This window comes from Streptomyces sp. UNOC14_S4 (assembly GCF_020740835.1).
Classification (GTDB): Bacteria; Actinomycetota; Actinomycetes; order Streptomycetales; family Streptomycetaceae; genus Streptomyces.
This window is the reverse complement of sequence record NZ_JAINFC010000001.1, coordinates 1-14,516: the sequence shown is the minus strand read 5'-3', so window position 1 is coordinate 14,516 and position 14,516 is coordinate 1. Positions and strand designations below refer to the sequence as shown.

Below are 14,516 nucleotides of genomic sequence, written 5' to 3'. Positions count from 1 at the left end.
CGCACAGGAAAGCCCTCACCAGAACAAGTCCCGGCTCCCCTTCCCGAGATTTCTGGTGAGGGCTTTCCCGCGCGCACCACACGATCTACGCACGCAGTTGCTTGTCCGCCTCCGGCTCCAGGGACAGGACAACGGGCTCGGCCGTCCGCACTTTCATCGTCTTCAGTGCTGCCCAGGCCATGAGGCCAGCCGTGGCCGTCGCCACACCTCCAAGAGCGAATGAGGCTCGGGGTACACGCTCCAGGGCCATGGGCAAAACCAGCATGCTCAGCATGCTGGCCACGTGCAATTTGACGGAGTAGACACTGAACATCCGCAACCTCTCGGGTCCGGGGAGCGCGGCGATCTCCGTGTTGAGCCCGATCGACGTGATTGGGATCAACAAGCTCCCCATGGCCGCCACCACGGCGACCTCAGCCAGGCTGCTGCTGTACGCGAACGCTGCCAGCAGCAGACCCCGCACCGACCAGACCACGCAGAAGCCGGACGGGAATTGACCCGGCAGGCTGACGTGACCAGCAACCAAGCTGCCCAGCACCGAACCCATTCCCATCGCAGTGAGGACCACCGCGTACGCGCCTGCCCCAGCGTGGAGCCGGTCAGTCAGCCAGATAGGAATACCGATGGTCGCGACAGTGGAGCAGAACTCACCGACCGCACTCAGTAGGAGTGCACAACTGATCGATGGCCGGGCGCGCAGCAACGGCAGCGCCTTCACATCCGGCTTCGCCGCCTTCCCACTCGGCGAAGCAGAGATACGCGCAGCGTCCGGCACCGCCCGGCTGAGCCAAAAGAAAGCAAGCGCCGAGATCGCGAACGTCCCGGCATCGATCAAGAACAAGTCCTCAGCCGCCATGACCGCGAGGAGCACCGCAGCCGAGCCGGGGCCCAGGAACCATGTCGCACGGTTCGAGAAGTCCATCAGCGCTGTTACCTGACGAACCTCGTCGCCTCGGACAAGACCCGGCGCCAGGGCCGACAGGCTCGGGCCTGTGAGAGCGTCACACGTGCCGATGACAACGATCACCACCAGCACGCCAGTCAGGCCGACCGACTGCCACAGCCAGGGCATCGCCCCGACAACGGCGATCTGCACGGCATCGATCACGGCCAGGGCACGGAAGGAGGCACACTTTGCGACCAGCTTCCGGCCGAAGGCCCCGATCAGCAGGTGGGGCACCGACTCGATCACCACAACCAGACCCATGGCGACCGCACCGGATCTTTGCCAAGCGGTCCACGCGAGTGCAAGAGTGAAAAATCGATCACCAAAAACCGACAGCGTCTCCGCGACCCACAAGAACAGGACCGGACGCTGCTTGAGAAGACTCAGATAGCTCACGGCGGGACTCTAGGGGCGCGGCAAGCTTCATGAAGCTCCTTTGGCCACATCTCGTTCGAAGGGAGGAAACCGCCCGGCAACCACGGCAAGATCGGCAATACGAGATCACCGGCTCAAGGCTGAGGCCCACGTGCTGAGGTACGACGGACGATGGTCTTCAAGCCTCGCCGCCGTAGGGGATCATGGCGCTGCTCCTCCACCGCCACCACGGTCGTGATGGGATCTTCCCCGTCGGGAAGGAGATCAAGTCGGACCCAGTACGGGGCGATGAACTTCGTGGTCTCCTGGCTTCTTTTGGGGCCAAAGAGAACTCTCTTGAAGTGCCCCGATCGCTGGTGAGGCGCTTGCTCAACGCCAGAGGGAATACTCTCCCCGTCCTGGACGCGACCAGCCTGGCGTCGCAAGGCGTGCAGTTTCGGACCTAGGCGCCACCCCACCTCGACGAAGAATGGTGCCCGGTCCCGCTTGACCTTGGCGCGCCTGTGAACGCTGGGCTGGGCTACTGGCGGCTCGGCCATGTCGCGGTTGTCGCAGCACAGATAGAGGAGCATGGACATGGCTGGACGGAGTAGCTCGGTGCAGATCTCCGAGACCTTCCCTTGAACCCTTGGGTCAACCTCCTCAACCGTGGAGAACTGCACAGCATCCTTGAGGGTGAACCGGTCCCTACTTGTCGGGAGCATCGCCTCAACGTGGGTCTGGGACAGCACCTCGCCGGTCTCGTCATCGAGAAGGTCGACAACGAACAGCAGCCCCAAGTAGTCCCAATTGTCGTCGGTGAAGACCTTCTGTAAGAGCCCGTTCTCGACCTTCCGAACGCCATAGACATAGAAGCCGCGAACCAGGCCCCCGCTGATCGGCCATGGGTCAGGCAGGACCACCAAAGGGTTAATGTGCGGAAGGTGGCGGAAGATGCTACCCGGGATCTTGTCACTGCTAGACCGGTAAAGCTCTGCGGCGAAATGCTCGTTGAAGTCGTAGGTGACACGACCCCGGCTCGCCCACATTTTCCACACGCCGACCTGCTCGGCAAGAGTGACAATATCGACGATCTGATGCACGCTCAAACCTGCTGGCCGCGCCGCCGAAGCCCGTTGACCCTTAGCGACTTTGTCCAGAACCGGCAGCACCCACTGGTACTCGCTTCGTAGCGCATCCTCAAGGACAGAGAACGTCTGGGTGAAGCACTCACTCACGTCATTGGCTGTGATGGCGCGTCCGTGACGCACCGGGACCTTCGGCTCACGCTGTCGTTTCACGAAATCCTCTCCGTAAGGTCCGCTGCTGAGGTCGAGCTGGTTCGACACCACTGACGTGTCCCTGATCGATGCGCCCTACGCCCGTCGTGCAAAGCAACTCCGTGTCCTGCAAGGCGCGTTGATGCTGTCGTCGACCTGCGGTCCTGGCCCGGGTATCTGGACAACCAGGTCCGACTGCCTAGGGCCCCGGTTCAGCAACCGGGGCCCTAGACCTATTTCAGGCGCGGTCAGTCGGCAGGCAGGAACTGCCTCAGCCCTAGCTCCCGCATCTGGGTGGTGTCATCAGGAATGACGACCGGTGCGGGCCTCTTCCTCTTGCCCCCGCGCTGCTTGCTGGTCGGCGCCTCCTGCCGAGCGTCCTCCGTCGCAGGAAGTGATACTGCGGGCTCGTCGCCAGCTACTCGATCTTGGAGTTTCTTGTCCTCTTGGTCTACGAGGCGTCGCACCTTGTCGGCCTTCTTGGAGCTGGTGATACCGGGATCACGCCGAAACCAGCCGTACAAGCCGTCCTGATCCCGCCAGGCACCGAAGTACAGATCATGCTGAACCTCAGGAGGCTCCTCGCCAGCCCAGTAAGGCGAGATCTGAAGGCACAACCCTTCGACCGGCGGACCCAGCACGACGAGAGGAGCTTCGCGAGCCCAGCCCCAGGTCCCCCGATCGGGGCGCTGGCCCGGCTCTGGCGCGGGAAGAAGCTCAGGCCATACCTTGGGAGACACGAGGATGGCCACGGCGAAGTCAGCTGCTCCGTTTGCTGCTTGCGATGCCAGTTCTTGTACACGCCGGACGAGGGGATCATCCATGGACTGCCAAGAAACCCCGGCTAGCACGAGCAAGGTCGGCGGCTTCCAGGGCAACTCAGACGTGATCTCCGGCCGGGCTGCGGCATCGATCATCTCGGTGACGAGGTGCCGCGGTGTTGCAGCGCCAGTGAGCTTTCCTGCCACGTCCGCGATGATTAGCCTGATGCCAGATTCCTCCGCACCAGCCGTCAGCTCCCTGAACCAGGTCGCCAGCGCCGCCGTGTCAGTGTGGGAAACCCACAGTAGCTGACAGCCTGAAGGCTTCCACGCCGCTGGGTGACCGATCCCAGTGCGGTGCTCAATCTTGTGACCTGGCAACGGCACAACGACTTCGGCGAAGGGGTCGAACGACGGAACGGCGTCGACCTCCTGGCCCAACGCGGCTCGGCTCTTGCCGAGTTGCTCCGCAACCTCAGCCCACCTGCCCGACAGCGAGTGCAGGCTGCGCAAGATCGTTGCTCTACGATCACGCAGGATGAGGCGCTGCTCTTCGTAGGCTTCGCGGAGCTTGGCTTCGGCATCGGGATACGCGCGATAGCCCTCGATCAGCTGGTCACGCAACGCCGGGACCAAGACGGCCTGGCACTCATCCCACCAGGAGTGATACCGCTTGTTTCGCGCAGCGATCAGCCGAAGCCATTGAACATGCTCCAGCAGCGACGAGAACTCCACCCGGCGCTGGGCGAGGTCCTGAAGAACCCGCTGCTGCGCAGTGGTCTTGTCATTGATGTACATGGGACTACCGCTGGAAGCCTCTGATGAGAGCTGGTCGCGCCATGCACTGAACGCCTCATTGAGGTCCAAGGCGATCACACCCCCAGCTCGTCAACCCAGCCCTGGACAAACTTGGGGATGTAGGGGGTGCCCCCGCGCTGTACGGACAGAGTCTCCGAGAGGGCGATGCTCGCCTGGTAGATCTTGCCGATCTGGAAGACCTGGCCCAGCAGGCCGAAGTCACCGACGACGGCGTAGTAGTGCAGATTTTCGAGCGCGCTGACCCATGACCTCAGAGCCTTGCGTGCTGCGGATTCCCCAAGCGTGCCGACCCTGACGGCCTCTTCAGCATCAGCCACGGCGCTTCGGATGCACTGCGCGTACAGGCCGATGGACGCCAGCGAGCCCCACGACCACTCGATGTCGGATTCGAGGAGAACGGACTCCTCATCGGAGGCGTTCAGCGCCTCCAAGCTGCTGTGGTCGCCCATGTGGACGGTCGGTACGCCCGTCAGAAGACCTCCGTAGTAGCGGGCGCCCGCCTGGACCTGCTGAGGCGGCACCGGGAGGTCCAGCTCGATCTCCACCGACTCCTTGTCTCCCACGGCCACGCTCCAGTCGATGAGCTGGGTGGACGGCAGAGTGTCGGTGACGGGAGCGAAGGCGTCAGAGGGCAGCGTCAACTTGCTGTCGGTGTACATGAAGAGCACCTCTCAGGCACTGTGAGTGGGAGTGCAAGCAACGTACTTGCACCAGTCCATGTGATGCAAGCAAGTCGCTTGCATCACAGGAAGGTTGAGGGTGGACCAGGGGCGGCGTCACACCGGCCGCGCCCCGGATCCTGGCTGAGTCCACAGCAAGGGCAGCGCGAGCGGCACAGGGCGCAAGGGGTAGATCCACGCTGACATCTGAGGGCGACTACCCAGCGTGGCGATGTCAAGAGATTCAGCGCTAACACCTATTGGCGGACCACTCATAGCGTCACAGCCATGACTGGCCACAACGCGTTCTACAAGAACCTCGCCGAAGCGGTGCACGACATCGACAAGCCGGAGACCGGCCAGAGCGGGTACTTTTCTAAACCCGCAACCCACCTCGATCCGAACCTCTTCGACGGTGACCGGGTCAAGCCCGAACTCCGGAGCTGGATTATCGACATCCTCGAAGACTTCTTCCGAGACGTCACAAGATTCCGTCTTTGGGCTGAAGTGTGGATAGCAGGGTCAGGTATTTCCTACCAGTGGGAGGCGGACCGAGGGAACGGCGACTTGGATGTGCTAATCGGCGTCGACTACAGCAAATTCACACGCGTCAACCCGGTCTACGCGGGCCTGGCTTCAGCTGAGACAGCACAGCTCATAAACGACTCCCTCCGGCGAGAACTCTGGCCCCAGACAGCCAACACGCGTATCGGAGACAAGTCCTACGAGGTCACCTTCTACTGGAACTCCGCCCGAGGCGTTCAGGACATCACCGCCATCCACCCTTACGCGGCATACAGCCTTACGAAGGACGCATGGACCGTCCGTCCCCCCGACCTGGCCGAAGACCCACGCTCGCTGTATCCCAGTGAATACACCGAAGCCGCTGACATCGATGAGCAGGAAGCGCGCTACATCATCGATCGCTACCGCTCCCTGCAAGGCCAACTGAGCAGCCTCACCAAGGCATCACCAGCGTGGATGAATGCGGCAGCAGAACTGAAGCGCACGGTCGCCGTGGCAGCTCAGCTATATAACTCCATCCATGACGGCCGCCAGCAAGCATTCACCCTCAACGGCGATGGCTACTCCGATTTCCATAACTTCCGCTGGCAGTCAGCCAAGGAACGCGGCATTGCCGCATCTCTCCGAGAAATCAAGAACATCGGAGTCACCGCTCAGGAGCTGACGGACACTGAGCTCTACGGAGAGCCAATCGCCGACGCGAGGCAGGCCCTCATCAGCGCGGCACTCTGGGGGAAACGATGAACATCGCAATCACCGTCGAGGGGATTCTCCGGAACACTGCCAACGACGCGCTGATCTCGACGGGCAGCGGCATCTACCACGCGCTCGCAGCGCACCACAGCATCTACCTCGTCTCCGATGACATCGACCACGAAGCCGTCCGCCGCTGGCTGCGCCTACACGGGCTCGACCGTCACATGAAGGTGATCCACAACCGGCACGCCGCCGATCGGCGCTCCACCACGCAGATCCGACTCGACGCCATAAGCCAGCTCTCTGGCACAGGCACGAAGGTGAATCTGGTCATCGAGCCTGACCCGGCCGTCACCGCGGAATTGCTGGCCCAGGGGTACCCAACGGCTACCCTCACGCTGCCGAACTTCGCCAAGCCGGAATGGCGCCCCGACTACACCCAGGCCCCCCGCCCTTGGGACGACCTCGTAGCCGAAGCCCGACTCCAGGCCGACACCCACGCCAGGGACCCCCGGCGGACGGCGGAGCCCCTGTGAAGCTCTACCTTGCAGGAACCGAGTTTCCAACGTATCGACGCCTGCTCGCAGCCGAAGGACACACAGACGTCGCCCTCTCCTACACGGGGCTGCGTAAGCGCCGCAAGCTGGACAAACCCCTGCGCCTGGACGAGCAATTCGAGGACAGGGCACAGATCCTCCTCGACTCCGGCGCCTACAGTCTCAGCAGCGACCTGTTGCCCGCTGAGCTCCGCGCCATGGCCGACTCCTACTACACCAATCTTGTCGCTCCGAACCTGGAACGCATTGAATTCTTCACCGAGTTCGATGCACAGAGCCTGGGGGCGGAGGAGCGGGAAGGCTGGCGTACCTGGATGGCCACCCGCAAGGACAAGGCAGTCGTCGTCTGGCACCCCGGGCAAGACCTCGCGGAGCTCAGTGCCCACTGGCCCAACATTGCGATCCCGAAGGACGAGCTCGACGACCACCTCGTCCGACGGCTCAAGGCCCTCCTCCAGGAGCACGACATCCGGCTCTTCGGCCTGGGCATCACAAAACCTGGCGTCATGGAACGCGTCGCGTTTCACGGGGTGACGAGTACCAGCTGGCTCTCGCCCGCGCAGTACGGCGACACCATCTGGTACTCCGGGGGAGAGCTGCGCCGCTACCCGAAGAAGATGAAGGAGCGCGCGCGTGCACGCCATCGTCAGGAGCTCGCTGCCGCCGGGCTCGACGTCGATCTCATCGATGCAGACGACTCGACTGAACTGCTCCGAGCCTCGATCTATGCCTGGTCGCAGTACATGGACAAGCTGAACGCCCGGAGCAGGGGAGTAAGTACATCCGTGGAAACGCCATCTCATGAGAACGCGGATCTGGTCCCCCAGACAGTTGATACCCAGGCCCTGGAGGAGCGGCACGGAGAAGTAACTCCCCTACCTGCATGGCGACGCGAAGAGCCTATCCGAGTACGTACCAAGGAACAGCTCGCTGACGCCGAGGCCAGCATCCTGGAGCTTCAGCTCGGGCGTGTCTACAAGCGAGCGCGACAGGAGGAGTCGTACCAAGACGGGGAACTCGACCCTGTTCTGTCTGAGGAGATCGACAGGTTCAGCACCCTCATAGCCAAGAAGCGCAAGGCGGATGAGACTTCGTTCTCCATCTCTATCAAGGCATCTCAGAAGGGCGAGGCACAGACCGGCCTGATTTCCCGGCTTTTCGGCCGTGAGGACGACACGCAGGCCAAGGCCCTGCCAGCCCCTGCCGAAGCACCACAGCAGAAGGACATTGTGGAGGCAGAGATTGTTGACGAGCACGCCGCATGATGAGTAAGTGTGCAGCGAGTCTGACTGCTTGGAACCGCAATCATGAATACGACCTCGTCGAGCATCCTTGCCCGCACTGTCGAGGCCGATGGCCAGAGATGGACGAGTGCACTATCTGCGAAGGCAACGGAACGGTGCCCTCAGAGCACTAGGAAACAAGAAGGGCCCGGTCTCCCGGGCCCTTCCCAACCCCTTCAGAGAACGGGGGCTTGAATTATGCCAGTAGACCTTGTGCCAGAGGGTCAGGGGTAGATGGAGATGGTGACAGACCATGGAGGAGTGACATCGTAACTTTCGCTGATATCCATGCTCGCGATACTCGGGCAGTCTGGAAACCGCTCTTCCTGGAGTTGGGACCATCGCGCGAGATGGCCCAGCACCTCCGCCTGGGAATGTCCCACGAAAGTGATCTCGACTTGGGTGCGCACCGTGGGGCCGTCGTCGAGGCCCTCCACGCTATTTAGAGCGACCTGAAGAGTCTGCACTTCACGCATGGCCAGTTCGCATGCCTTCGCGTAATGCTCGTCGAGCCCTGCCACACTCTGAGGCGGTTCGAGTAGAAATCTCTCGACGGCGTAACGGATGACGTCGGCGCGGGTCACCCCGCGGCGCTGCGCGTGCTCGTCGAGCCTGGCGACCATCTCAGCGCTGAGGCCGGGGAGTCCTGGGCCCGTCGCTGGCTGTCCAGCCTCGCCGCTGTTGCTCATGGGGTGCCCTCCTTGCCGAGAGGCTTTAGATACCCAAATGGTAGGTGGTGTAAGCCAATTGACTGCCTAAAATCGGGTGGTCGGTGGACCGGTGCACCATCTGTGAAGGCGACGGCACAGTGCTCGTGTGATCCAGAAGGCCCCGATTTGAGTCGAGGGCCTTCTTACTTCCGTCAGTGCGGGCTGCGGATCGTCACCGGTTCCTGGCGATCGCCTTGACACGGTCGTTGGCTGAGCCGTGCTTGGCGAACAGTCCTATCACGGCATCGGGGGCCATCCGCTGTCGTGCAGCAGCTACCAGTTCCGCTTCGCGGCGGTCGAGGTACCAGCGGTCCTCGTTGAGTTGGTGGATGGCTGTGGCGATGCTCTCTCCGAAGTGGTCGGAGCATCGCGGCATCCGGTCCTCGACTCTGCTGTAGCAGCCGTCCCCATCGCAGAGGCGATATACGCCATCAACAAGGACCTCCACCCGCGCGGCTGTGTTGTCGTACTCATCTATGATCTCCGCGATAGCCCCGGTGCGGTCCATTTCGGACCAGACGATCAGAGTGTCGGCATAGTGCAAGCCGCCGCAGTGGAGAAGCATGGCGGCCAGGTCGACGGCGACCACAGGAGAGACGGTCAGCGTGTGTTGGCCGTCGGTGAGAGCGATATCGCCGGTAGCGGTGGCGCAGTCGGCAAGCAGCGTACGCACGGTGGTCACGGAAAGTCTCCTTCTCTGGAGGGGCTTTAGCCCCTGGAGGTGTGAGAGCCCTCCCCTGAAAAGAGGAAGGACTTCCCGGGGGGAGAGAGCAGGTACCTCCGCTCGCGCGGAGACTCGGGGAGGTATGCCCCCTCGCGCCTACCCATCGATACACCTCCTCCGCTCACGCGGAGAAAAAGGCCCGCCGGTTGCTCACCGCCTCTGAGCATCGGCCCATTGCTGCGTTGGTCCGGAAGTTGAGCTGGCGGTTCCCGGCTGACGGCGACGTGGCGCTGGATGGACTGTCAAAGGCCGGAACCATGTCCGCCAGGGCGTTGACACTTATGCGGCCACTCAGGCCCTTGCGCGAAGGCTGGCAGTCAAGTCGATCACCGACTCGTCACCGATTTGAAGTGCCCTGATGTGCAGGGACAGCAGGCGCGCCAGGATGGTGCGGGCTTCCCGGTTGCTGGTGGGCTCGTTGTACCGCAGCGCATACAGGGCGTCATCCACGACCGACTGAGCCCCTGGCTCCTGAGCCCGGACGCGGAAGGCATCCCGGACCACCTGTAGGTCGTCATACCCCTGAAGCCACTGGATAGCGTTGGTCAGCCCATACCGGTTCGTCGGCACCGGAGGCAGGGGAAGCATGAGGCTCTGCCCTGGAGCGCCGGTGATGGTGGCGAGCCATCCGCTAGTCAGGTACGTCCACCATGCGTCAGGCAGATTGCTGACACCAAGAGTGAGGGCTACTCCATCAGGGATGTCGTACTGGGCGTGCAGGATACGGACCGCCCTTTCGAGGAGTCCGCGCAGGGTGGAGGGAGCTGCCGCCGAGGTAGCCCGGCGTAGCACCGCCTCGGGGTCCATCGCTGCGAGCGACGGCCGTCCATGCGTCGGAACGATCGGCCGCCAGCGGGGTGTACGGACCCACCCGTCCACGAGGATCGATTTCGTGTTGGTGTCGTTGGGCGGCTCGTCCGATGGCGTCGGACGCTTGGTGTGCTGGGCGAGGAAATCACCAGCCTGTACGGCCAGTCGAGCCACTTCCCATTTGTCTGGCCTTCCAATGCCGGGGCAGGAGTCGGGGGCGTAACCCCACAGGGTCAGGGCCGGATGGGCTATGGGCGTTGTGGTCATTGTGCTCCGATCGAGATGTGGGCGGGCGCCTCGGTATTGGGACGCCTCGCGCGGACGGTCGATATGTCCTTAGTGGCGAGGAGCAGTTACCAGTGACTCTATTCACCACAGGTTGTTGGGGAGGCGGGTATCAAGCGAGATCACCGTGGTGGTCCCTGCCCGGCCGACGGACGGCGTTCGCTTGAACAGCGACGGTGGGGTAACGGACCTCGGCACGCCCAGAGGGGCCGAGCTGGTACTCAGCCTCGATTCCCCACCGGGACATCTGGCGGCGTACGGATCCGGGTGCGATGTTGAGATACTGCGCCACCTCGTCCCGCGACATGGTTCCGTGCTGTACCAGGTCCTCGTCAGGCGCCTGGAGGGCGATGAGCTCTCGGCGTGCGCGGTCAGCCGCCCCGGCGGCCTTCAGGGCAGCGGTGCGGGCGGTCTCCGCGGCACGGACGGCCGCGTCGTATTCCCGGCGCCGCTCCTCCACAGCAGTGGTCCAGGCATGCAGGTATGTTTCGACGGTCTCCCACAGCCGGGGCCAGGAAGATACCTCCTCGGAGGTGAGCCGTACGGTCTTGCCGCCCACGACGGTGACACGATAGACGGCAAGGACCTGCGGCATCGCCATGTTGACACGCGAGTGGCCTTCGATCTCCAGCGATACGCCCCCGCGCCGCCATACGGATCGCTCCCCAGCCGCCGCTCCCTCGACAGCCTCTTTCACCTCGGCCTTGAACTGGTCCAGCGGGTTCAATCCCTCGCCGGGTGGAAGCGCGTGCTGAGCCACAATGCCCCAGAACATCTCGCCGGGCACGTCGTCGACACTCTTAACTGCACCGGCAGCGTGGAGTGCCTCAGCGATGGCATCGATGTCGTACTCGTTGGCGCTCCCCCCGAGAGCCAGACCTATGTCATAGGTGAAGTCACCACTCATGGTTTCCCCCTTCGAGTGTAATCCTGGGTCATTTTCGGGCCCCTGAGACGTATTCGTTACTGGAGAATTTTCTACCGCTTGGTGAGCCATCAAACACCGTGACCACAAGCGGGGCATGTGCCATCTTTCTGGAGCTTGAGACCGCAGTACCAGCAGTTCGTCTTCCTGCCCTGTGCGATGTCGCGGACAGTGCTCTTCAGGTAAGCCTGAAGAACTAGGTCAACGATCGCTTTAATAGGGCCGTCGATATGCGTCTCCCCGCCAGCCATCCCCGACCAGGTGATGGGGTGTGCCTCGTAGCAGGCTTGCTCGCCGAGCCCACAGTCGCCGTCGCACTTGTGGGCTGCCTCTCTCAGCGCCTCCGTGAGACGGTCGCGGAGCTCGTCGGCCCCGTGCCCCCGACTCCAGGCGAACTGAGCCAGGAAGCCTTCGCCTTCGACCATGGCCGACACGGGCCCGCGGAGGTTAGCGGGCAGGAGCGCAGCCTCCTTGGCGAAGGACGTCCGCAGGGCGGCCACCACCTGGTCCGACTGCTCTCTGGTCATGGGGATGACGAACATCCTCAGCTCGTCACGTGGCGCCTCTTCATGCTCCATGGGACTCCTCTCCGTTTGGGTGCTGCCAGGGTGCCAGATGCCACTGACAGCGGGCAGTTGATCTGCGGAAGTGCGCTGTCGGTGGCGTCGTCTGCACCGCCTGCTGGGCGCTGTGCTCGCCGTTACCAAGTCGTGACACTGGTGACCAACTTCGGCCTGAGACATCCTGATTGGTCCCGTGATGGCCTGCGTTGGACATGCTGTTCGACGTGGGAGGGGCTGTGGTGGGTCAAGGGCAACGGGCGGTCGCGATTGACGGCGATGTCCTGCGCGAGAGCTGTGAGCAGCTAATTCCGGCCGACTTGCCAAGTGACCTTGGCCCCAAGCCAGTTGAACCCATCCTGCGGGCTGTCCTCACACCTGGTTCCTATCGCCGGGTGCTGGAGATGCTGTTTTCGCCACGGGAAGATCAGGAGGCGGCGTAGTATGCGCCGTACCACATGGATGACCCCGGCGGCGTTGGAGCGCCCCGGGGTCTGGCCACTCGGGAAGGAGTGACATGGGTCAGTCTGTCATATCCGCAATCGATGTTGCACGCAGGGTCGAAGCCCCCACGCTCAGAGCTGTTGATTACCTCCGCGTCAGTACGGAGGAGCAGAAGAAGGGCTATGGGATTGCGTACACGGGCAAGAAGACCTCGAAGTACATCCTGGGTAAGGGCTGGAAGCACGTCGGGACCTACTCCGACGAGGGCGTTTCTGGGGCGCTGGAAGCGCATGAGCGCGAAGATCTCAGCAGGCTCATGGAGGACGCGCGGCAGACGCCGCGGCCTTTTGACATTGTGATTGTCCATGAAGGTCGCGCTATCGGACGTACCGGGCGCGCATTCTGGCTCTGGGTCTGGGAGCTCAAGAAGCTTGGCATCTATGTCGGAGTTGCTAAGAAGGACTACGACAACAGCACTCCCGAAGGGGAGAGCAAGATGCGTAAGGATGCGGACTACGCCGAGGATGAACGGAATATCATTCGTGAGCGCACCCAGGGCGGCCTTCAGGAAAAGGCGGAGGATGGAGGTTATACCGGCGGTAATGTGGCCTATGGCTACCGTGTGCTCAATAAGGGCGTCAAGGGAGAAAGTCGCCTCATTGTTGATGAATGTAACTGCGGCGACGGTTGTGTGATCAAGCATGAGGCTGACTGTCTTCGGCGTGCCCGTACTCTGTACGTCCAGAAAAGAAATTGGAACGATGTTGCTCTCGCGTTGAATGCAGAGGGTTATCGGAGGCGTGACGGTGCTCTATGGGGGCGCGGTGGTATACGTCAGCAAGTCCTCAATCCAGTGGTTTTGGAGGCTCGCCAGATTTATAGAGGATCGGCGCACGTGAAGCGAGATCGTGCGGGCGCCCCAATCAATGGTGACTCTGTCGTGATTTCACTGCCGGAGATCTTTACATCCGAAGAGATTAAAGAGCTCAAGAGTGCTCAACGGGTTTTGTCGCGTACGTCTTCTCTGGGGAATGTGTATCCCCTGTCTGGGCGCATACCGAGCGACTGCGGCGCCTTGTACGTCGGTGGAGGGCACGAAGGCAGGCAGCGGGTGTATCGATGCAAGGGCAAGGAAGGGAAGGTTGCAGGAGCTTCTGTCTGTTCCTGCGGCTACATCCACGCCGAACCTGTTGAAAAGGAGACATGGAATCTACTCCGAGAGTTCCTCGGTGATGTCGAGCAGCTTAAGGCTATGGCAGATGATTGGCTTGGCGTCGGATCGGGGCAACGCGTCAACTTCGACGACCACATCAAAGAGCTGGATCAGCAGATAAAAGTCCAGACTCGCGCGCTCAATATGACCCGGGCAGTCACGGCCAAGGAGCTTGCTGGGCAAGAGGAGCTGTCCGAAGCAGAGGCGGAAGAAGAGTTGGAAAAGGCTGTCGCGCCCTTGCAGCTTGAGCTCGCGAACCTTCGAAAGAAGAAGAAAGACGTCGAAGACTGGAAGGCTGAAGCCGAGAGCGCCCACGATCGGACGAGCAAGCTGCTCCAGCTGGCCGAGATGGCGCATAAGCGTCTAGGGAAACCTTCTGCGCAGATGCAGGCCGACTTCATGAGCATGCTGGATGTGAAGGTCACCGTCTTGTATGCGCCAGCTCCGCCAAAGGGAAAATCTTGCACGTTGGCGGAGTGGTTCCGGAAAAATAAGCGGGAAGTGCCGACCATCACGGACAGCGGATGGGCAAAGGTTGAAGGGCTGCTGGCTAGCAAGGGACGGAAGCACTCGCCGCGCTTGCTCCTGGAATCCATCTTGCACAAAGCGCGTACGGGCACACCGTGGCAGGATCTTCCGTCCTCGTTTCCGCCCTTCCAGACCCTTGCTACCACGTGGACCCGCTGGAGGGATTCAGGTCTCTGGGAACAGGTCATGGACGCCCTCGCGGGTGAAGAAGGGGCACCTGTGCCTGCCGAGCCCGCCGCGAAGATCAGGTTGGAGTGCTCGATCGTCCCTGACCTGATCCTTGAAAGTGAAGGTCGCTTGGGGGAGCTCGCGCCTCGGGGCTGGCAACACCAAGCGACCTTCAAGTTCCAAGCAGTGCTGACGTCCTGACCTGCGGAAACGCCGCTAGCAACACTGAGGCCCCTCCACGACCCACCAGAGATGGCGGATCAGAGGGG

The 14,516-nt window shown here is 62.3% G+C and carries 14 protein-coding genes; 5 read left to right on the top strand and 9 right to left on the bottom strand.

Annotation, left to right across the window (positions count from 1 at the left end; translation table 11 throughout):
- Window positions 1–85: 85 nt before the first annotated feature.
- The 4 genes from K6I34_RS00070 to K6I34_RS00055 form a co-directional block, all read right to left on the bottom strand.
- Complete coding sequence (locus tag K6I34_RS00070) at window positions 86–1,342, bottom strand: MFS transporter (protein WP_229321885.1); 1,257 nt, start codon at window positions 1,340–1,342, stop codon at window positions 86–88.
- A gap of 113 nt (window positions 1,343–1,455) precedes the next feature.
- Window positions 1,456–2,652 (bottom strand): hypothetical protein, encoded by a 1,197-nt coding sequence (locus K6I34_RS00065; protein WP_229321884.1) that lies wholly within the window; start codon window positions 2,650–2,652, stop codon window positions 1,456–1,458.
- Window positions 2,653–2,828: 176 nt separating this feature from the next.
- Window positions 2,829–4,217 carry a hypothetical protein gene (locus K6I34_RS00060; RefSeq protein WP_229321883.1) on the bottom strand — a complete coding sequence of 463 codons (1,389 nt, stop codon included), beginning with the start codon at window positions 4,215–4,217 and terminating at the stop codon, window positions 2,829–2,831.
- Entirely contained in the window at window positions 4,214–4,819 is a 606-nt protein-coding gene (locus K6I34_RS00055) for a hypothetical protein (RefSeq protein WP_229321882.1), read from the bottom strand. Before K6I34_RS00055 ends, K6I34_RS00060 begins: the two co-directional genes overlap by 4 nt.
- A gap of 288 nt (window positions 4,820–5,107) precedes the next feature.
- Here K6I34_RS00055 and K6I34_RS00050 point away from each other — a divergent pair, with 288 nt between their 5' ends.
- The 3 genes from K6I34_RS00050 to K6I34_RS00040 are packed head-to-tail and all read left to right on the top strand — an operon-like array spanning window position 5,108 to window position 7,862.
- Window positions 5,108–6,088, top strand: a complete 981-nt coding sequence (locus K6I34_RS00050; RefSeq protein ID WP_229321881.1) for a hypothetical protein — start codon at window positions 5,108–5,110, stop codon at window positions 6,086–6,088.
- Window positions 6,085–6,576 (top strand): hypothetical protein, encoded by a 492-nt coding sequence (locus K6I34_RS00045; protein ID WP_229321880.1) that lies wholly within the window; start codon window positions 6,085–6,087, stop codon window positions 6,574–6,576. Before K6I34_RS00050 ends, K6I34_RS00045 begins: the two co-directional genes overlap by 4 nt.
- Window positions 6,573–7,862, top strand: coding sequence for a hypothetical protein (locus K6I34_RS00040; protein ID WP_229321879.1), 1,290 nt, complete (start codon window positions 6,573–6,575; stop codon window positions 7,860–7,862). Before K6I34_RS00045 ends, K6I34_RS00040 begins: the two co-directional genes overlap by 4 nt.
- Before the next feature lie 242 nt (window positions 7,863–8,104).
- Here the strand turns inward: K6I34_RS00040 and K6I34_RS00035 are convergent, their stop codons facing one another.
- The 5 genes from K6I34_RS00035 to K6I34_RS00015 all read right to left on the bottom strand — a co-directional run bounded on the left by K6I34_RS00035 (window position 8,105) and on the right by K6I34_RS00015 (window position 11,912).
- Entirely contained in the window at window positions 8,105–8,569 is a 465-nt protein-coding gene (locus tag K6I34_RS00035) for a CopG family transcriptional regulator (RefSeq protein ID WP_229321878.1), read from the bottom strand.
- A gap of 193 nt (window positions 8,570–8,762) precedes the next feature.
- Window positions 8,763–9,272: a hypothetical protein gene (locus tag K6I34_RS00030; protein WP_229321877.1), complete on the bottom strand. Its 510-nt coding sequence runs from the start codon at window positions 9,270–9,272 to the stop codon at window positions 8,763–8,765.
- A gap of 333 nt (window positions 9,273–9,605) precedes the next feature.
- Entirely contained in the window at window positions 9,606–10,298 is a 693-nt protein-coding gene (locus tag K6I34_RS00025; protein ID WP_229321876.1) for a hypothetical protein, read from the bottom strand.
- Window positions 10,299–10,521: 223 nt separating this feature from the next.
- Window positions 10,522–11,316: a hypothetical protein gene (locus K6I34_RS00020; RefSeq protein ID WP_229321874.1), complete on the bottom strand. Its 795-nt coding sequence runs from the start codon at window positions 11,314–11,316 to the stop codon at window positions 10,522–10,524.
- Window positions 11,317–11,405: 89 nt separating this feature from the next.
- Window positions 11,406–11,912, bottom strand: coding sequence for a hypothetical protein (locus K6I34_RS00015; RefSeq protein ID WP_229321872.1), 507 nt, complete (start codon window positions 11,910–11,912; stop codon window positions 11,406–11,408).
- Between the two features lie 191 nt (window positions 11,913–12,103).
- Here K6I34_RS00015 and K6I34_RS00010 point away from each other — a divergent pair, with 191 nt between their 5' ends.
- Window positions 12,104–12,337 carry a hypothetical protein gene (locus tag K6I34_RS00010; protein WP_229321871.1) on the top strand — a complete coding sequence of 78 codons (234 nt, stop codon included), beginning with the start codon at window positions 12,104–12,106 and terminating at the stop codon, window positions 12,335–12,337.
- A 74-nt stretch (window positions 12,338–12,411) separates the two neighbouring features.
- Window positions 12,412–14,448 carry a recombinase family protein gene (locus tag K6I34_RS00005; RefSeq protein ID WP_229321866.1) on the top strand — a complete coding sequence of 679 codons (2,037 nt, stop codon included), beginning with the start codon at window positions 12,412–12,414 and terminating at the stop codon, window positions 14,446–14,448.
- Window positions 14,449–14,516 lie beyond the last annotated feature (68 nt).